The 18,235-nt window shown below is 66.7% G+C and carries 16 protein-coding genes; 12 read left to right on the top strand and 4 right to left on the bottom strand.

Going from position 1 to position 18,235, the window contains the following annotated elements:
• Nucleotides 1-60: 60 nt before the first annotated feature.
• On the bottom strand, nucleotides 61-2,184 hold the full coding sequence (locus IEV96_RS03490; protein WP_188509300.1) for a RecQ family ATP-dependent DNA helicase: 2,124 nt from the start codon (nucleotides 2,182-2,184) through the stop codon (nucleotides 61-63).
• Between the two features lie 147 nt (nucleotides 2,185-2,331).
• On the opposite strand from IEV96_RS03490, the gene IEV96_RS03485 reads away from it, so the two are divergent.
• Entirely contained in the window at nucleotides 2,332-3,264 is a 933-nt protein-coding gene (locus IEV96_RS03485) for a J domain-containing protein (protein ID WP_188509299.1), read from the top strand.
• Between the two features lie 14 nt (nucleotides 3,265-3,278).
• Here the strand turns inward: IEV96_RS03485 and IEV96_RS03480 are convergent, their stop codons facing one another.
• Nucleotides 3,279-3,554 (bottom strand): acylphosphatase, encoded by a 276-nt coding sequence (locus IEV96_RS03480; protein ID WP_188511111.1) that lies wholly within the window; start codon nucleotides 3,552-3,554, stop codon nucleotides 3,279-3,281.
• A 132-nt stretch (nucleotides 3,555-3,686) separates the two neighbouring features.
• On the opposite strand from IEV96_RS03480, the gene IEV96_RS03475 reads away from it, so the two are divergent.
• From IEV96_RS03475 to IEV96_RS03425, 11 genes are all read left to right on the top strand, one after another.
• Nucleotides 3,687-4,370 carry an endonuclease/exonuclease/phosphatase family protein gene (locus tag IEV96_RS03475; protein WP_188511110.1) on the top strand — a complete coding sequence of 228 codons (684 nt, stop codon included), beginning with the start codon at nucleotides 3,687-3,689 and terminating at the stop codon, nucleotides 4,368-4,370.
• A gap of 52 nt (nucleotides 4,371-4,422) precedes the next feature.
• On the top strand, nucleotides 4,423-5,322 hold the full coding sequence (locus tag IEV96_RS03470; RefSeq protein WP_188509298.1) for an HAD family hydrolase: 900 nt from the start codon (nucleotides 4,423-4,425) through the stop codon (nucleotides 5,320-5,322).
• An 88-nt stretch (nucleotides 5,323-5,410) separates the two neighbouring features.
• Nucleotides 5,411-5,845 (top strand): DUF6325 family protein, encoded by a 435-nt coding sequence (locus IEV96_RS03465; RefSeq protein ID WP_188509297.1) that lies wholly within the window; start codon nucleotides 5,411-5,413, stop codon nucleotides 5,843-5,845.
• Between the two features lie 26 nt (nucleotides 5,846-5,871).
• A complete protein-coding gene (locus IEV96_RS03460) occupies nucleotides 5,872-6,177 on the top strand; it encodes an SHOCT domain-containing protein (RefSeq protein WP_188509296.1) in 306 nt (101 codons plus the stop codon).
• 24 nt (nucleotides 6,178-6,201) lie between these two features.
• Complete coding sequence (locus tag IEV96_RS03455) at nucleotides 6,202-7,743, top strand: arylsulfatase (protein WP_188509295.1); 1,542 nt, start codon at nucleotides 6,202-6,204, stop codon at nucleotides 7,741-7,743.
• Complete coding sequence (locus IEV96_RS03450; RefSeq protein ID WP_268235575.1) at nucleotides 7,743-8,636, top strand: formylglycine-generating enzyme family protein; 894 nt, start codon at nucleotides 7,743-7,745, stop codon at nucleotides 8,634-8,636. The genes IEV96_RS03455 and IEV96_RS03450 overlap by 1 nt, the downstream gene beginning before the upstream one ends.
• A 16-nt stretch (nucleotides 8,637-8,652) precedes the next feature.
• Complete coding sequence (locus IEV96_RS03445) at nucleotides 8,653-9,036, top strand: RidA family protein (protein WP_188509294.1); 384 nt, start codon at nucleotides 8,653-8,655, stop codon at nucleotides 9,034-9,036.
• 236 nt (nucleotides 9,037-9,272) lie between these two features.
• On the top strand, nucleotides 9,273-10,304 hold the full coding sequence (locus IEV96_RS03440) for a hypothetical protein (RefSeq protein ID WP_188509293.1): 1,032 nt from the start codon (nucleotides 9,273-9,275) through the stop codon (nucleotides 10,302-10,304).
• Between the two features lie 141 nt (nucleotides 10,305-10,445).
• Nucleotides 10,446-10,589: a hypothetical protein gene (locus IEV96_RS03435; RefSeq protein WP_188509292.1), complete on the top strand. Its 144-nt coding sequence runs from the start codon at nucleotides 10,446-10,448 to the stop codon at nucleotides 10,587-10,589.
• Nucleotides 10,590-10,600: 11 nt separating this feature from the next.
• Entirely contained in the window at nucleotides 10,601-12,556 is a 1,956-nt protein-coding gene (locus IEV96_RS03430) for a dynamin family protein (RefSeq protein WP_229733023.1), read from the top strand.
• A 5-nt stretch (nucleotides 12,557-12,561) separates the two neighbouring features.
• Nucleotides 12,562-14,181 carry a dynamin family protein gene (locus IEV96_RS03425; protein WP_229733021.1) on the top strand — a complete coding sequence of 540 codons (1,620 nt, stop codon included), beginning with the start codon at nucleotides 12,562-12,564 and terminating at the stop codon, nucleotides 14,179-14,181.
• A 525-nt stretch (nucleotides 14,182-14,706) separates the two neighbouring features.
• Here the strand turns inward: IEV96_RS03425 and IEV96_RS16620 are convergent.
• The gene (locus IEV96_RS16620) at nucleotides 14,707-15,531 is read right to left on the bottom strand and encodes an IniB N-terminal domain-containing protein (RefSeq protein ID WP_229733019.1); all 825 of its coding nucleotides are present in this window, start codon (nucleotides 15,529-15,531) and stop codon (nucleotides 14,707-14,709) included.
• A gap of 177 nt (nucleotides 15,532-15,708) precedes the next feature.
• A complete protein-coding gene (locus IEV96_RS03415) occupies nucleotides 15,709-18,231 on the bottom strand; it encodes a LuxR C-terminal-related transcriptional regulator (RefSeq protein WP_188509290.1) in 2,523 nt (840 codons plus the stop codon).
• Nucleotides 18,232-18,235 lie beyond the last annotated feature (4 nt).

Raw genomic sequence — 18,235 nt, 5'->3', positions numbered from 1 at the left:
GCCTAGTTGGCCTGAGCGTCAGCCGCGCGGTGTCAGCCACGCAGTGTCAGCCACGCGGTGTCAGCCACGAAGGGCGAGGGCGAACGGCAGCACCGCCGAGGCACCCGCCTGCCGCAGGGCACGTCCAGCGACGGTGATCGTCCAGCGGCTGTCGACCAGATCGTCGACCAGCAGCACAGGCTGGCCCACGGGCACGTCGAGTGAGGCCGTGCCGAACCGGTCCCAGACGCCCGCGAGCCGGTAGGCGCTGTTGCCGCCGGCCTCGCCGCTTGGTCCGCCGTTCTGGGCGGAGAGTTCACCCAGGTAAGGCAGGCGGCCGGCGGCGCTCAGGCCACGCGCGACCGAGTCGACGAGCAGCGGATGCCGGCGGCTCGGCACGGAGACGATAGCGACCGGGCGTTCGTCCCAGCCCCAGCCGGCGAGCACGCGAACGCAGGCGGCGATCATGGCGGGCGAGGCGGGCGCGTCGACCGCCCCGGGGGCGAAGGCGTCGCGCAGGGCGCCGCCCCAGCCGAGGTCGGTGAGCCGGGCGAGCGCGCGACCCGACTCGAGGCGTTCGCCCACGGCGATGTTGCCCTTCACCGGAACGCCGAGGTTCGCCATACCGTTCGGCCATTGGGCGCGTGGTTCGACGGCGACGCCGACACGTTCGAGCGATTGGGCGGCGGCAGCCGTAGCATCCGTCTGGATGCCGGTCGGGTACCAGACCCCGGCGCAGTTGTCGCAGCGCCCGCACGGAACGGCGGTCGCGTCGTCGAGAGCGCGCTGCAGGAACTCCATGCGGCAGCCCTCGGTGCCCGCGGGGAGGGTCTCGTAGTCGAGCATCGACTGCTGTTCGGCCTCGCGTGCGGCGGCGATGCGCTCGTAGCGCTCGGCGTCGTAGACCCACGGTTCGCCGGTCGACACCCAGCCGCCCTGCACCTTGCGCACGGCGCCGTCGACGTCGAGCACCTTGAGCAGCAGTTCGAGCGGGGTGCGCTTGAGGTCGACGCGCGCCTCGAGGGCGGGGGTCGACAGCGGCGTGGAGTCGAGTTCGGCGATCACCGCGAGCGCCTTGTGCTTGTTCGGCATCGACGAGGTGGCGAAGTAGTTCCAGATCGCCTCGTCTTCGCTGCCGGGCAGCAGCAGCACGTCGGCGTTGTCGGTGGCGCGGCCGGCGCGGCCGACCTGCTGGTAGTAGGCGACGGGGGAGGAGGGGGCGCCGAGGTGCAGCACGAACCCGAGGTCGGGCTTGTCGAAGCCCATACCGAGCGCGCTGGTCGCGACGAGCGCCTTGAGATCGTTGGCCTTGAGCCGGCCCTCGAGCTGCTCGCGCTCGGCCGTGTCGGTGCGGCCGGTGTAGGCGTGCACCTCGTGTCCGGCGTCGCGCAGCAGGCGGGCGGTGTCTTCGGCCGCCGAGACCGTGAGGGCGTAGATGATGCCGCTGCCGGGCAGTTCGGCGAGGTGGCTGAGCAGCCAGGCGAGTCTCGCCTGGGCGGTGGGCAGCCGCAGCACGCCGAGGCGCAGCGATGCGCGGGCCAGCGGGCCTCGGATGGTGAGGACGTCAGACGTGTGCCCCGAGAGCTGCTCGGCGACGTCGGCGACCACACGGCTGTTGGCGGTGGCGGTGGTGGCGAGCACAGGGATGCCGTCGGGCAGCTCGGCGATGAGGTCGCGCAGGCGACGGTAGTCGGGCCGGAAGTCGTGCCCCCAGTCGGAAATGCAGTGCGCCTCGTCGACCACGAGCAGGCCGGCGCGCGACACGAGCGCGGGCAGCTGCTCGTCGCGGAACGACGGGTTGTTGAGGCGCTCGGGCGAGACGAGCAGAACGTCGACCTCGTCGTCGCGGAGCTTTTGCAGCACCTCGGCCCACTCGTGGGCGTTCGACGAGTTGATCGACACCGCGCGCACCCCGGCGCGGGCCGCCGCCGCGACCTGGTCGCGCATGAGAGCGAGCAGGGGAGACACGAGGATGGTCGGGCCCGAACCGCGTTGGCGCAGCAGCAGGGTAGCGACGAAGTAGACCGCCGACTTGCCCCAGCCCGTGCGCTGAACGACGAGCGCGCGGCGACGGTCGTCGACCAGCGCGGCGATCGCCTCGAACTGGCCGTCGTGGAAGTCGGCGTCGTCGCGGCCGACGAGTGTGCGCAGCACGGTGAGGGCGGATTCGCGCGTGTTCGTGAGCGGAGCTGCGGTGTCGGTCATCGGTACAGCCTGACAGGTGCCGCCGACGCCGACGGCGCACTCGCAAAACCCGGCCGCCCGCAGGAGCCGTGGAGGACACGCCTAGCCGACCCGCAGCATCCGTTCGGTATCGTCTCTAGAACAGTCAGTTTCCACGAAAGCGAGCCGATGCCCGACAGCCCGATCTCAGCGACGCCCTACGAGGTGCTCGGCGTGAGTTCCTCGGCCAGCCACGACGAACTGCGTCGCGCCTACCGCAAGCTCGCGCGGGAGACCCACCCCGACACCGGCGGGAGCTCCGCCCGTTTTGTGGCCGTGCAGCTGGCCTGGGAGCGCATCGGCACCCCCGAGGACCGCGCCGCCTACGACCGCGGGCGGCCGAGTTCCCGCGCCAACCTCAGCGAGCCGCACGAGAGCTGGGCGGCCCCGAGCGGACGCGCGCCGGCCCAAGACACCCGGCCTCCGGCCCGCGCCTACGGTCACCCCGGCGGCTGGCGCCGCGAGCGCTTCCTCGGTCTGATGCGCGAGTGGGTCGGCCTCGGCGCACCGCTGCCCGACCCGTACGACCCCGCGCTCGTGCGCAGCGCCCCGCGCGAGATCCGCCACCTGCTCGCCGACGCCCTCGCGGAGGAGGCGACCGCCCGCACCATCTCGAGTCTCGGCATCGGGTACACGGTGTGGCACGACGTCGCCACGGGCTACCCCGACGAGAAGATCGACCACGTGGTCCTCGGAGCCACCGGACTCTTCGCCGTGCTCTCCGAAGACTTCGGCGGTGCCGTGCGGGTCAAGGGCGGCGAACTCATCGGCGAGGCCGTGGACGGCGACCGCCCGATGAACGAGCTGGGGCACCGCGCGAAGGCGCTGCAGCGCAGCCTGCGTCTCAAGTTCACCGGCCTGGTGATCGTGGTCCCCGACGACGACCTCGCCGAGCCGGTCATCGAACTGGGAAAGGTCAAGGGCGCGTCGGCCGCGGTCGTGCGTCTCTCCTACCTGCCCGCGCTGCTGCGCGAGGGTCTGCCGGGTTCCGCCCTCAGCGGCGGCAACGAGGTCTTCGACGTGCGCACCCGGCTGCTCGCCGGCATCCGGTTCGTCGAGTAACCCGCGGCGGGTAGCTACCCCACCTCGAACCCCGTCGACCCGGCGGTCGGCAGTTCGGTTACGGTGACCCCTGATACCGAGGCGCTCGGCGGTCCGTGGCGCAACCAGTCGAGGAACCCGTCGACGGCCTCCGGGTCACCTTCCGCCTCGACCTCCACCGTGTCATCCGACCTGTTGCGCGCGAAGCCGGTGACGCTCAGCGACTCGGCGACCGATCGGGCGCTCCACCGGAAGCCGACCCCCTGAACGACACCGCTGACGATCACCCGTCGCCGTACCTGCTGAGCCATGCCGAAACGGTAGCGCGAACCGTCGCGGGACGCCACGCCGCTTTACCTCGCGTTCAGCCGGGCGTACAGACGTCCGTCGTAGACTTTGCGAGTCAATCGTGCAGATCGAACCCGGCAGAGCAGGTAGTCACCATTAAAATCGCAAGCTACAACCTTCGTAAAAACATGGCGAGCGCCGAACTGGCCGGGCTGATCGACACCTACGATCTCGACCTGCTGTGCCTCCAGGAGTGCGACACCAAGCTGCTTCCCGCAGAGGTCGGCCCGATGAAGCTCGCGGACGCCACGAAGCTCAACCGCCTCGGACTCGCGATCTACTACCGCACCGAGCGTTTCACCCCGCTCGAGACCAAGACCTTCGAGCTCAAGAAGTCGCTGCACGACATCATCGCTTCGCCGACGCACGAGCGACTGATCGGCACCCGGTTCCTCGACAACGAGACCGGCCACGAGTTCATCGCCGCGTCGTTCCACGCCTCGCCGCTCACCGCCCTCAACTCGCTGCGCCGCAACCAGATCAAGGCGGCGCACGAGGCGCTCAAGGCCATGGGCGACCTGCCCCACGTGATGGTGGGCGACTACAACTACCCGCTGTTCCAGAAGGGACTCGGCAAGCGCATCGGCAAGACCGGCTACGATCTCTCGCTGAGCGACCGCCGCACCTACACGCGCTACAAGATCTTCACGGGTCACTTCGACTTCGTCACGAGCGTCGGAATGGTCATTGACAACGTCGAGACGCTTCCGATCGGTGCATCCGACCACCTGCCGATCCTGGTGACCGCGTCGTCGACCGCCAAGGAGCAGGCGGCCTAACCCACCCGATCGGGATGGTGCGGTGGGGCGCTCCGCACCGCACCGTGGGGACATGAATGTTCTCCCTTCGTGGAATCACGGGTCGGCCAGACAGGCAATCGAGACGTTCGTGTCCGACCTGGACGGGCGCGGTGTGCCACCCGAGCAACGGGTGGCCGTGTTCGACAACGACGGCACCCTCTGGGCCGAGAAGCCGATGCCGACACAGTTGCACTACCTGCTGCAGCAGTGGGCGGCCGCGGCGAGCGCCGACCCCACTCTGGCCGACGAGCAGCCGTACGCCGCCGCCGTCTCGGGCGACTACTCCTGGCTCGGCGCCGCCATCGACAGGCACTACGCCGGCGACGACTCCGACCTCGGCGCGATAGTGCGGGCGATCGTCCGCACCACCGACGGCATGAGCGTCGAAGACTACGAGGCATCCGTCGCCGACTTCTACGCCAAGGCCCAGCATCTCACCCTCAAGAAGCCTTACAGCGGCGCCGTCTACCAGCCGATGATCGAACTGCTGCGCTACCTCGAGTCCAACGGCTTCACGTGTTATATCGTCTCCGGCGGCGAGCGCGACTTCATGCGCCCGATGACGACCGAGTACTACGGAATCCCGCCGGAGCGGGTGATCGGTTCCGCCCTCGGACTGAAATATACGGATGACGCGACCGTGCGTTACGGCGCCGAACTCGCCTTCCTCGACGACGGTCCGGAGAAACCGGTGCGCATCTGGAGTCGCATCGGACGGCGGCCGATTCTGGCCTGCGGAAATTCGAACGGCGACGTGCAGATGCTGGACTACACGAGCGGGCTGCGGCTGCTCGTGCACCACGACGACGACACGGGACGTGGAGATGCACCGTACGACAAGGGCGCCGAGGCGGCCCTCGCGGCCGCGGCCGAGAAGGGTTTCACCGTCGTGAGCATCAGGGATGACTGGGCCACGGTGTTCCCTTCCTGACCGGCTCACGCGGGGTTCGCCCGTTTCGGGTCTGTCACCGGGCGTTGCGGCACCCGAGAGTGAAGCAGTCGACACCTTGGAGGTTTCCATGCCACTGGCCCAGATCGAGATCCTCACCCTCGCGTTCCCCGGCAACCGGTTCAACGGACAGATCCTGCCGGAGCTGGCGAAGCTCGTCGAAGACGGCACCATCACGATCATCGACGGGCTCTTCGTCGGCGTCGACCCGAACGGCGACATCGGCTACACCGAGTTCGACGAACTCGGGGTCGGCGAGGAGGCAGCGGCGCTCAGCGAGCTCGTCGACCGTTTCGACGAGCTGATCTCGGCGGAGGATGTGCTGGAGATCGCGGCCGGGCTCGAGCCGAACAGTTCCGCCGCCGTGCTCGTCTTCGAACACACCTGGCAGCTTCCGCTGCGCGACGCGATCGTCGGCTCGGGCGGGGTGTTGCTCGACAGCGTCCGCATACCCGGACGGGTGGTCGACGACGTTCTCGCCGCGGTGGCCGAACTCGACAACTAGCCCGACCTACACCTAGGGAGACAACGATGATCCGTCGCAGAGCCGGCCGGCCAGGGCTGCTGGGAACCATGGCACGCACCGCGGTGATCGCGGGCACGGCGACCGCGGTCTCGGGTGGCATCCAACGCAACCAGCAAGAGCGCGCGCAGGCGGCGGCTGCGGCGGCCGCACCGCCCGCAGCCGCACCGCCGGCACCACCACCGCCCGCCGCGCCCGTCTCCACGGGCGTCGACACCATCGCGCAGCTCGGCAAGCTCGGCGAGTTGCGGCAAGCGGGACTCCTCGACGACGCGGAGTTCACCGCGGCGAAAGCCAAACTGCTCGGCATCTGATGCTGACCCGACCAAGGAGGAACCATGCCGGACGGAAAGCCGAACATCCTCGTCATCTGGGGTGACGACATAGGCATCACCAATCTGAGTGCCTACAGCGACGGCCTGATGGGCTATCGCACCCCGAACATCGACCGCATCGCCGAAGAAGGCATGCGGTTCACCGACTCCTACGGCGAGCAGAGCTGCACCGCGGGCCGGGCGTCGTTCATCACCGGGCAGAGTGTGTTCCGCACCGGGCTCAGCAAGGTCGGCATCCCCGGCTCACCGATCGGGCTTCAGGCAGAGGATCCTACGATCGCCCAGTTGCTCAAGCCGCTCGGCTACACGACAGGACAGTTCGGCAAGAACCACCTCGGCGACAAGAACGAGTTCCTGCCGACGGTGCACGGTTTCGACGAGTTCTACGGCAACCTGTACCACTTGAACGCCGAGGAAGAACCGGAACTGCCCAACTGGCCCGCACCCGAAGACTTCCCCGTCTTCAACGAGCGCGCCCGCCCGCGCGGGGTCATCCACTCCTGGGCGACAGACGACGACGATGACACCGAAGACGGCAGGTTCGGCCGCAGGGGAAAGCAACGCATCGAGGACACCGGGGCTCTCACCAAGAAGCGCATGGAGACCGTCGACGACGAATTCGCCGGCGCGGCGAAAGACTTCATCGCGCGCGCGAACGAGTCGCAGACCCCGTTCTTCGTGTGGATGAACACGACCCACATGCACTTCCGCACGCACCCGAAGCCAGAACACGTCGGCCAGTCGGGCCGCTGGCAGTCGGAGTACCACGACACGATGATCGACCACGACCTGCTGGTCGGCGAGCTGCTGGCCCAGCTCGACGAGCTCGGTATCGCCGAGGACACCATAGTCATCTACTCCACCGACAACGGTCCGCACTCGAACACCTGGCCCGACGGCGGCACGACCCCCTTCCGCAGTGAGAAGAACACCAACTGGGAGGGCGCGTTCCGGGTGCCGGAGATGATCCGCTGGCCGGGGCACATCGAGGCCGGGGTGGTGTCCAACGAGATCGTCCAGCACCACGACTGGCTGCCCACCCTCCTCGCCGCGGCCGGAGACCCCGACGTCGTCGAGCGGCTCAAGGCGTCGACGATGGTCGGCGACACGGAGTTCAAGGCGCACATCGACGGCTACAACCTGCTGCCGTACCTGACGGGGGAGGAGGCGACGAGTCCGCGGAAGGGCATGGTGTATTTCTCCGACGACGGCGATGTGCTCGCCCTGCGCTTCGACAACTGGAAGGTCGTCTTTATGGAGCAGCGCACGAGGGGGACCCTCGCCATCTGGGCCGAGCCCTTCGTCGAACTGCGCGTACCGAAGCTGTACAACCTGCGCACCGACCCGTTCGAACACGCCGACGTCACCTCGAACACCTACTACGACTGGCTTCTCGACAACGCCTACCTCGTCTTCGCGTCGCAGATCCTCATGTCGGAGTTCCTCGCCACCTTCCACGAGTTCCCACCCCGCCAGAAGGCAGCGAGCTTCAACATCTCCCAGGTGGTCGAGAAGCTGCAGTCCTTCCTCACCGGCGGCGACTAGTGGGGGTCATCGCGCCCGCTGCCGAGCTGGTGGCGATCGACGGCGCGGAATTCACCATGGGTTCCGACCGCCACTACCCCGAGGAGGCACCCGCGCATCGGGCGCACGTAGAGAGCTTCCGGATGAGCCGCACCCAGGTCACCAACCGCGAGTTCGCGGCATTCGCCCGGGCGACGGGCTACCGCACCGTCGCCGAGCGGCCGCTCGACCCGGAGAGCTACCCCGGCGCCCCGCCCGAGAACCTGCAGCCCGGATCGATGGTGTTCACCGGCACGCCGGGACCGGTCGATCTGCGTCACCTCAGCCAGTGGTGGGCGTGGGTTCCCGGCGCGAACTGGCGCCGCCCGTTCGGTCCCGGGTCCACGATCGCCGACCGCGCCGACCACCCCGTCGTGCACGTCGCCCACGAAGACGCCGCCGCCTACGCGGAGTGGGCGGGCGGGCGGTTGCCGACGGAGGCGGAGTGGGAGCTCGCGGCGCGCGGCGGCAGGCACGCGGCATCCTTCACCTGGGGCGACGACCCCGAACCGGCCGGAGCCCACCTCGCCAACTTCTGGCACGGCGAGTTCCCGTGGCGGGCCCGCCCGGGCTACGGATGGACGACGCCGGTCGGGTCGTTCCCGCCCAACGACTTCGGCCTCTACGACATGGCAGGCAACGTCTGGGAGTGGACGTCGGACTGGTACGCACCGCACGAGGAGGCGGCCGGATGCTGCGTGCCGGAGGTCTCGAGCGTCGAACCCGGCAGCCCCTTCGACGTGCCGCGCAGGGTGGTGAAGGGCGGCTCGTTCCTGTGCGCCGACAGCTACTGCCAGCGCTACCGCCCCGCCGCCCGCCGCGGCCAGGCCGTCGACACCGGAATGAGCCACGTCGGATTCCGTCTGGCGCTGTGAGCGAAAGGAACCCACGATGACCACCACCCCTACGCCGGTCGACCCTCCCGACCTGCCGGACAACCCGGCCTTCGCGCAGGGCATGATCCTGCCGGCGGCGCCCACCCTGTACGTGAGCGGCCAGAACGGCCTCGATGCCAGCGGCACTCTGCTCGACGGACTCGAGGCGCAGACCGAGCAGGCGCTGCGCAACGTGCTGGCCGTACTCGCCGCGGCCGGCACCGATGCCGCGCACACCGCCAAGCTCACCATCTACCTCGACCCGGGCGTGGACCCGGATCCGGCCTACGCCGCCAGCCGTGCGGTGTGGACCGCCCGTACGGCGGTCACCGTGCTCGCGATTTCACCGGCCCGGGCGGGCGCCCTCGTCGAGATCGAGGCAGTCGCGACGATTCCCTGAACAATTCGGCGCGGCAGATCCGTCCGCTGCGACGATGACGACCAGCATCCACACTGCGCTCACTACGCGGGTCAGGCTGAGATCGACCCCCTACTGTCCTCGGGTGGGTTTCCTGCTTATCCCCGCCTCAAAATCGGGATGTCTCGGGCCATGCCCCGATGTCGTGACTCTGGCGAAGTTTCAGACTCGTTGCAACGCCACTTTCGGCACTCTCATCAACGAGCAGGGGACACATCATGGCTGCAGAAGACAACCTCAACTTTTTGGGGGTTCAAACCAACACCGACAACAGCGATTACAGCGACAATTCGGACAACTCAGACAACTCAGACAACAGCGACAACTCGGACAACGATTTCCTGTCGAATAACACCGACAACTCCGACAATTCCGACAATTCCGACAACTCGGATAACTCCGACAACTCAGACAACTCGGACAATTCGGACAATTCGGACAATTCCGACAACTCAGACAATTCGGACAACTCCGACAACTCCGACAACTCGGACAATTCCGACAACTCAGACAACTCCGACAACTCGGATAACTCCGACAACTCCAACTACAAGGACTCGATCAACGACTCGTTCCAGGACAACTCGGTTGCGGACTCCGGAAACACGACGCTGAACGACAACTCGATCGACGTGGGCATCCGGCAGTACAGCGCCGGTTTCGGCAACCTCAACCTCTCCGGTGGTGGTGCAGGTGGTGCGGGTGGCGGCGATGTGACTATCGACGCCAGATCGACTCTGAACGACCAGTCGGTCAACCAGAACATCGCTACTGCGGCGGGCGGCAGCGGAGCGGCCATTGCGGCAGGTGGCACGGCAGACGGCGCAAGCGTGCTCGGCGGAAACGTCAGCCAGCATTTCAACCAGAGCAGCGTGACTGCCTCAGGTGACGGCGCGGTCGCTGCGGGCAACGACGCCTCGTTCAGCACCGTCAACACGAACGTCAACGTCGGAGATGTCGCGGTAGGGAACACGTCGTACGCTGACTCGTTCAACAACGACTACTCCCAGAACTGGTCAATCGACGACCACTCGATGAACGACTACTCCGAGAACCTGAGTGTGACCGATTCGTTCCAAGACAACTCCACGAACGATCTCTCCGACACCCTTACGGTGACGGATTCGTTCCAAGACAACTCGATGAACGACCTCTCCGACAACTGGTCCATCGACGACCACAGCTTGGACGTCGACATCGAAGACGTGCAGGTGGCCAGCCCTCTCAGCGGTAACGATCTCGACTTCTAGGTCGGATCCGCGTGTGCCCGGCCGTCCATTCTGGGCGGCCGGGCACACACATAGGGTCGAACAGAATCAACGGGGGTGAAGGTCATGACAAGCGACGGGCCAGGGTGGCTGACGGACCCACCCGCAGACCGAGCCTCCGACGTGTCCGACGTGAATCTGTTCACCGACGAACTCACGAACGTCGATGCATCCGAATGGGACCTTGACACCGCGGTGCTCTGGGGCAACGAGACAAACGAACCGGGTCTCGAGGCCGCACCGCTCGGCCTCGACCTTTTTCTCTGACGGGAGTTCACGTGAACGAAGCTGCAGGTACGGATGAGACATACATGGCTCTGGCCGGGCAGCCGCCGCTGTGGGAAGCCGCGTCGGCGACGCAGCGTTCGCGGGACGCGGTTTCACTCGTGAAGACACTGCACGACGTCAACGCGATCGTGAAGGTGAGCGGCCGCACAGATCTTGCGCGGCGCCTGGAGGAGACGTCGGTCCGCCTGCGCGACCCGGGTGTGCGGGTGATCGTTGTCGGGCAGTTCAAGCAGGGCAAGAGCAAGCTCATCAATGCCCTGATCAACGCGCCGGCGTGTCCCGTCGATGACGATGTCGCCACGAGCGTGCCCACGATGGTCGGATACGCCGACACGCCGTCGGCGTGGATAACCGTGGAGGCACCCGACTCGACCACATCCACGCCTCGCTTCACGCGGCGTCCTATCCCGCTGGACGAGGTTTCGACGTATGTGTCGGAGCGCGGAAATCCGAACAACCAGCGGCAGGTGCTCTCTGCGGAAGTGTTTCTCCCGCGGGAAATCCTGCGTGGCGGTTTGAACCTCGTGGATTCGCCCGGTGTCGGTGGCCTCGAATCGACCAACTCACTGGCTACGCTTGCTGCTCTGTCCTCCGCGCACGCCGTCTTGCTGGTGTCGGATGCATCTCAGGAATACACGGAACCCGAAGTCCAGTTCCTACGGCACGCCATGCGACTGTCGCCGAACGTTGCGGCGGTACTGGCGAAAACTGATCTGTACCCGCAGTGGCGTGAGGTCGAACGCATCGACCGGAACCACCTCATTGACGTGGGCGAGGTACCGCTCTTCTCCGTTTCCAGCGACCTCAGGTTGCTGGCCGCCGACCTGCAGGATCACGAACTCAATGACGAGTCAGGATTCCCAGCGCTTGTCGCCCACCTCCGGCGGGAGGTGTTGGGTCGCGCCGAGGTCATCCATGAACGCAGCGCCGTTCACGATCTCACCTCGGTTGTCGAGCAGCTGATGTTGTCGCTGCGCATCGAGTTGAACGCGCTGGAGAACCCGGAGGATACTCCCCGGATGATCGCGCAATTGGAGGAGGCGAAGGCCCGCGCAGATGAGTTCCGGGGGCGCTCAGCTCGCTGGCAGGTGCACCTGACCGACGGGATCGCTGATCTCATCGCCGACATGGAGCACGATCTCCGAGATCGATTGCGCAAGGTACAACGGGAGGCGGAACGAGCAATCGACGAGGGTGACCCGGGTCCGATCTGGGATCAGATTACCGACTGGTTGGAGCAGCGCGTCGCCGCGGCCGTGGCCGAGACGTTCGTGTGGACGGATGAGCGATCGAGGTGGCTGTCGGAGGAGGTCGCAGGTCTTTTCAGCGAGGGGGAAACCGGCATTCCCGCAATCCACGTGGGCAGTACCGACGGGGTGCTCGACCCTGTCGAGGAGCTTTCGTACCTGGATTCGGGGAGGCTGGGTGCGGGGGAGAAGATCTTCATCGGGGTCCGTGGCTCGTACGGCGGGGTGCTCATGGTGGGGCTCGCGACCGGACTCATCGGGCTGGCGCTGATCAATCCGCTGTCGCTGCTCGCCGGGGTCTTCGTGGGCCGCCGCGCGTACCGGGAGGACATGCAGACGCGCCTCCATCGGCGGCAGCAGGAGGCAAAGACCCACGTGCGCCGATACATCGACGAGGTCATCTTCCAGGTAGGGAAGCAGTTGAGGGATCGTTTGCGGTTGGTGCAGCGGATCTCACGCGACCACTTCGGCGGAATTGCAGAGGAACTGCACCGGTCGCTGTCGGACGCGTTGCTGGCGGCGAAGCAGGCGGCAGGCTCGTACACGTCCCGGCGGGATGAGCGGGTTGCGGAGCTGCGTGCCAAGCTCGCGCAGCTCGAGAAGTTGCGTGAGGCAGTGCCGCCCCTCCCCGAGCTGACAGCCGCACCAGCATCCGAATCGATGGTGGATTCAGCCCCTGCTGTGCGGAGCGCGTCGTGACATTCGTGGCTGATGCCGAAAAACTGCTCAGTCAGGCGCGCACGGCGTACGCCGATGATCCGATCGCGGAAACATTCCTCGACCAGCTTGAGGCCCGGCTTCGTGAGCCGTTGCGCCTCGCCGTGGCGGGGATCGTGAAGGCGGGCAAGTCGACATTGCTCAATGCCTTTCTGGGTGAACAGATCGCGCCGACGGACACGGGGGAATGCACACGAGTCGTAACCGTGTACCGCTATTCGGCGACGCCGGAAATCACCATCCATCCCCGGGACAGCGCACCACAGCGCATGCCGATCCGGCGTGATGGTGGTCGGTTGGTCTTCGCCCTGGGCGGCATGTCGGCCGAGGAGATCGAGTGGATCGACGTTGCGTGGCCCTTGGAGTCGCTGCGTTCCCTGACCCTCGTCGATACGCCGGGCATCGCGTCGCTCTCCGAGAGCACGTCAGCGCGCGCTGCTCGGTACCTCACGCCTGACGAGTCGCCGTCGGCAGCGGATGCCGTCGTCTACCTCATGCGGCACCTCCATGCGGCGGATGTGCGATTTCTGGAAGCGTTCCGAGACAGCGCTCCCGGAGCAGCCCAGACGGTTTCGGCAGTGGGTGTGCTATCGCGGGCCGATGAGATCGGGTCGGGTCGCATCGACTCACTCCTGTCGGCGCGGAAGGTGGCGCAACGCTACGAACGCCACGGTGATCTCGCTTCACTTGTGCTGGGGGTGATTCCCATTGCCGGGCTGGTCGCCGAGGGCGCCCGCACCCTGCGGGAAAGCGAATTCATCGCACTCCGCGAACTCGCCCGCCTCGACCGCGTCGCACGGGAGCGTCTCCTCCTCTCAGCCGACCGGTTCATGAGGCCCACCGGTCTGACGCCGGTGAGTGCGGCGATACGGACGTCCCTGCTGGACCGGTTCGGCATGTACGGTATCCGTCTGGCGACGGCACTCGTCCGCGGTGGAGCGACGAGCTCCTCCGAACTCTCGACTGCGCTTGTCCAGCAGAGCGGGCTGCTCGATCTCGAGGACTTCGTGCGGGATCAGTTCGTTCTACGTTCGGCCGCCCTCAAGGCGCGGGGCATCGTCGTGCAGCTGGAGTGGTTGCTGCGCAATCGTCCGCGGCCCGAAGCTCGCAGCATCCACGGCGGTATCGAAGCGATTGTGTGCCGTGCGCACGCGTTTCGCGAGCTGGAGCTGCTCGCTCGTGCCCGGGCAGACGCGCTGCCATTGTCCCCGGCAGATGCCGCCGCCGCGCAGATGCTCTTGGGCGCGGGTGGGGTCACACCTCAGAAGAGGCTCGGCCTTGCAGGGGAGGCAGAGGCGCACGAGGTGGGGGAGCGAACATTCGAGGCGCTATCCCACTGGCGGCGCTTGGCCGCTTCTCCGATGGCGGACCGCGAGGTACGGATGATCTGCCAGGTCGTCATCCGAAGCCTCGACGGTATTGCGTCAGAAATCGGAGCCGCCCGTGCTCTCCGATCCCCGGCGGACGTCGTGTTGCCGAGCGGACCATCGGAGAGCCCCGGGCCAGACGCTGAGGAGCAGCGCAACGAGCCCCGCCGTCACCTGCGCCGCAAGGAGCGGTTGAATTGGCGCGCCCGGTTCGCCGAGCGCAATCCATTCCGGCGCTAGTGCGACGACGGCGCCGAGCAGAGCGAGTGTCGCCAGCTGCCACCACCGGATTCGGGGGCGCCGACTCATAAACGACACGAGAAATACGATCTGGAGGAACACCGTGCCGGCGAGCACCGCGAAGGTGGTCCAGAAGATGATGTCGCTCGCGGAGTCGTAGACCGAGTCGGGACGACCCGCACTGACCTGCCGCGCTCGATCAGCAACCAGCGGCAACAGATCTTCGCGGATGACGAAGTAGTAGACGAGGGTGAAGACCCCGACCGCGATGCTGGCGACCCAGAAGAACTGACTCAGCCGCACGGAGAAGGGGGCGATCTTCTTGACCAGCACGGGCGGGGCGTTATCGCTGACCAGCGAGGGTCGCGCGGGAGCCTCGTGGGTCGGTTCCGGATCAGCCGTTCCCGCCGACCTCACGGTTCGGGCACGGGACACTGCGGGTGACACGCTTCTCGTGAGCGCGTCACCGGCAGGCTCGGGTACAGCGGGCGTTCCGCTCGAGGTCTCGGTCACGGGCGCAGCGCGTTACTCGTCGACAGGATCGTCGATGGCGATCTGTTCGTCGGGAAGAGTAGCGGTGCCCGGGTCGTAGCTGTCGCCGGAAACGGTCGTCAAATCGGACTCCAGATTGTCGGCTGGCTCTGGCAGAGATGCCGGCGTCTGCGGCGCTTCGAGTACAGGCGGCTCGGCTGCTTCCGGCGCAGGCTGCGCCTCGGGCTCCGCGCCTGGTGCTTGTTGCACGGCGTCCGTCTGTTCTGGCGAGTCTGTCTGTTCTGGGGCGTCTGGCGCGTCTGGCTGAGGAGCGCTGACGGCGATGTCAGCGTCGGTGAAGCTGTCGTTATAGGTGTCGTTGCCGACGGTGACGTCGCCGACTGTCAGGTCGAGGTCTTGATCGATCGTGCTCGCGTCGTTTCCGGCTGCGACGGCGTCGTCGCCGGCCGCGATGACAGCTTCTTGATCGAAGAGTTGGGTGACGTCACCACCCTCCGTCCAGATGTTTTGGTTCACGGACTGGTCGACGATAGTCGATCGGGCGTCGACGGTCGTCAGGTGGTTCGCGTCTACGGTCGTGAACTGGTTCATGATTCTCACGATCTCGACCACCACCTCATCGGGCTCCGCCGCGGAAGCCGGCGCCGAGGGGGTGGGCGGTTTCGGTTCAACCTGAGGGTTGTCGAAGATGACCGGTTTGACGTCGCGCACGTCGGCCAAGCTCGCGCCCTGTACGCCGTTTTCTGCCATGGCGCCTTGGGGGTCGTTGGTGAATTTTTCTGCGGCGTCCGGGTCGCGCAGGAGACTCAGTATGAATGCAATCAGTGCGTCAGCGATGGTAGCGACGGGTGAATTCATTATGTGACTTCTCATTTCCATAAAGGTGTTCGAAGCATCGGAACTCTGTCGCTCCGCAGCGGCCGGGTCTCACGTCGGATGCTATTGCTCGCGGTCCCGCACCAGCATCGGGGATGACCCCGATGCTGGGGAGGGGGCCTACGGGGCTGTCTCCGCGCGTCGCCCCGGGAAAGCCGCTTAGGTGGACGTCGCGTGGTCCTCGATCAGGATCCGGAGTTTCGCGAGCACGTCAGAACGTGAGGTGGCGCCCAGGCGTCGGCGGATGTGGGCGATGTGGTGCTCGACGGTCCGGGGCGAAATGTAGATCGCTTCTCCGATCGCGGCGTAGGTCTTTCCCTGCAGAACGAGCTGAGCTATCTCGATCTCGCGTTCGCTCAGCACCTCTTCGGCGGCGGTGTGAGCGCTCGTGCTCTCGTCTGGCGCAGGCGTGACTCGCTGTCCGGTCTCTGTGGGGTGAAGTGCGCGTGCGCAGGAGAGTAGTCTGGCCGCAATCTTGCGGTCGTCGGTGCGACCTGCGCCGTGGCCGGCGAGGCGGGCAGCGTCCCAGATGAGTCCGATAGAGGCGAGGTCAGTTGCTGCGGCTTCGATCGCGTCGGCATCGACGGAGCCCGCGAGTACCGAGGTCCAGACCCGTCCGGCTTTCGCCATGACCGAGGCGACGCGGCTGTGAGCAGACGCCGTGACCAGGGCTTTTGCATGGGGGGCGAGGAGCTCCGGCCGCCCGGCGAGAATTCCCTGTTGCACCCCCGCCCAGCGCAGATGCGCCGACCACAGCGGCGGTTCCTGCAGGCGGGTGCAGAGGTCGAGAGCGTGGTGAAAATGGGGCCTGATCCATTCGATGTCGCCGAGTCGCGTCGCGGAGCAGACGAGTTCTGCCAGCGGGTGCAGGACGTAGAGATCGACGTCGGTGCGCAGGATTGTGCCGCGAGTGCGTTGCCACGCTTTTTCGAGGCCGGCAGCATCGTCGTAGCGCCGCGCGATGGCGACTTCGATGGCGCTCGCAAGCAGGGCATCCCGTGCGCTTTTTTCGCTTGTCCGTTCCTGCGCTTGATCGAGGGCTGCACGTGCTTCGGCGGGCCGCGCCTGCTGTACGGCAATCCAGGCACGCCACAGCAGGAGTCGCCGGTGTCCCCATTGGCCGCCGTGCTGGCCGCGAATGGCCTCCTTGATGATGGTCGCTGCCGTAGCGAGGCCGCCGAGGTTGAGGGCGACGATCGCGGCGACTACTGCCGGTAGTTCTGGAATGGCCGCGGTTGTTCGAGTTCGGGTGTAGAGATCGGTGGCTCGCACAAGGTCGGCGAGGGCCCCCGCGGGCTGGTCGGATGCCACGGATGTGGCGAGGCCGCGACGCAGTAGTTGCATGGCAACTTGGAGCGTCGATGGGGGTAGGGATTCATCGGTAACGGAGTCGCTGAGCTGGCTTCCGTCACCAACCCCCAGCGCGGCAATTGCGGCACGCGTTTGCGACTCGGCGGAGACCGGTTTCCTCACGCGGTAGAACTTGTCCGCCTGCTCCATCATGCCGCGGGTGGACCAGATGGCTGCTGCGGTGTCGATGAGACGGTCGTTTTCGACGGAAGGCTCCTGCGGTGCCGTCTCGTCGACGATGCGGCTCGCGGAGTCGAGGTCGCCGGTGGCCCAGGCGGCCTGGGCCCGCATCCCGGCCAGCGGTGCGGGGTCAAGGCCGGATTCGACTGCCGACTGCAGCAGCTTGGCCGCCTGCGCAGGATCTTTATCGAGGAGGCGGTGGGCGTGTGTGGCGAGGACGTGGCCGATTGCCTTGTCTTGCACGGGGCCGAGCCAGTCTCGGTAGGCGGTCTCACCGCGGGCGACGGAGTCGGCGATCCCTTCGATGAGGTCGTTGGCGTGGTGTACCAGGTTCGGAATCGGCATAGTGGCGTGAACGGCCCAGCGGACGAGCGGAACCGGTTGACCGTTGCGCAGCAGAAGGCCTTCGGCGTAGCCGTGCATGATCGTGTCGCGGTCGGCGAGTGCGCTGGCCGGGCCCGGCGGGGCAATCGAGAGCTTCTCGATGGCGTCGCGAAGGGGGAGGTTCACCGACTCGAGTCGGTGCGTGATGTGCTCCTGAAGGTGTCGCCTCAGTTCGGTGTGGGCGGTGTCGCCGGCGCAGTCTCGGTCATCGTGGGCGTGCAGTGCCTCGGCGACGAGCCAGGAAACACCGCCGGTCGCTTCGAGTATGTGGTCGAGGCACGGTTGCGAGAGCTGCTTGTTGCTGTCGGCGAGGTAGTCACGCACGTCGGAAGGTGAGAGGTGCCCCAAGACAACGGCGGGGCGCGTCTGTTCCAGGCGGTGTGCGATCGCCGCGATCGTCGCGGAGGTCGGCCACGGCCGGCTGGCTACGATGAGGCCTGCATCGGCTCGTTCCGCGCGCTTGAGCACGGCGGCGATCTGTTCGGGATGTAGGAGGTGCAAGTCGTCGACGAGGACGACGTGTGACGGCGGGATGCCTGCGAGCCCGGTTGAGTCATCTCCGATCAGATGCGCATCGCGTTCGCGCGCCTGGAGGAGCTGGTAGAGGTGGCGGAGTGTGGATGACTTGCCGGAGCCCGCGTTGCCGACCACGTAGGCTCGCGCGAGGGTGGTGGGGGCTGCAACTGCATCGAGTGCGGTTCGGATATGCCGTTCCCATACGAAGGGTGGGCGTGTGGCTGGCAACGGCAACGCGGTGAGCGGCGACATGGGG

This window comes from Conyzicola nivalis (assembly GCF_014639655.1).
Classification (GTDB): domain Bacteria; phylum Actinomycetota; class Actinomycetes; order Actinomycetales; family Microbacteriaceae; genus Conyzicola; species Conyzicola nivalis.
Note: the sequence above shows the minus strand (reverse complement) of the source record. Positions and strands in the feature narration are given on the sequence as shown.

What these genes read in the sequence shown, in the direction of transcription:
- IEV96_RS03490 (WP_188509300.1), bottom strand. Translation starts at nt 2,184, where the DNA reads ATGACCGACACCGCAGCTCCGCTCACGAACACGCGCGAATCCGCCCTC.
- IEV96_RS16620 (WP_229733019.1), bottom strand. Translation starts at nt 15,531, where the DNA reads ATGAATTCACCCGTCGCTACCATCGCTGACGCACTGATTGCATTCATA.
- IEV96_RS03445 (WP_188509294.1), top strand. Translation starts at nt 8,653, where the DNA reads ATGACCACCACCCCTACGCCGGTCGACCCTCCCGACCTGCCGGACAAC.
- IEV96_RS03455 (WP_188509295.1), top strand. Translation starts at nt 6,202, where the DNA reads ATGCCGGACGGAAAGCCGAACATCCTCGTCATCTGGGGTGACGACATA.
- IEV96_RS03470 (WP_188509298.1), top strand. Translation starts at nt 4,423, where the DNA reads ATGAATGTTCTCCCTTCGTGGAATCACGGGTCGGCCAGACAGGCAATC.
- IEV96_RS03460 (WP_188509296.1), top strand. Translation starts at nt 5,872, where the DNA reads ATGATCCGTCGCAGAGCCGGCCGGCCAGGGCTGCTGGGAACCATGGCA.
- IEV96_RS03480 (WP_188511111.1), bottom strand. Translation starts at nt 3,554, where the DNA reads ATGGCTCAGCAGGTACGGCGACGGGTGATCGTCAGCGGTGTCGTTCAG.
- IEV96_RS03485 (WP_188509299.1), top strand. Translation starts at nt 2,332, where the DNA reads ATGCCCGACAGCCCGATCTCAGCGACGCCCTACGAGGTGCTCGGCGTG.
- IEV96_RS03465 (WP_188509297.1), top strand. Translation starts at nt 5,411, where the DNA reads ATGCCACTGGCCCAGATCGAGATCCTCACCCTCGCGTTCCCCGGCAAC.
- IEV96_RS03440 (WP_188509293.1), top strand. Translation starts at nt 9,273, where the DNA reads ATGGCTGCAGAAGACAACCTCAACTTTTTGGGGGTTCAAACCAACACC.
- IEV96_RS03415 (WP_188509290.1), bottom strand. Translation starts at nt 18,231, where the DNA reads ATGTCGCCGCTCACCGCGTTGCCGTTGCCAGCCACACGCCCACCCTTC.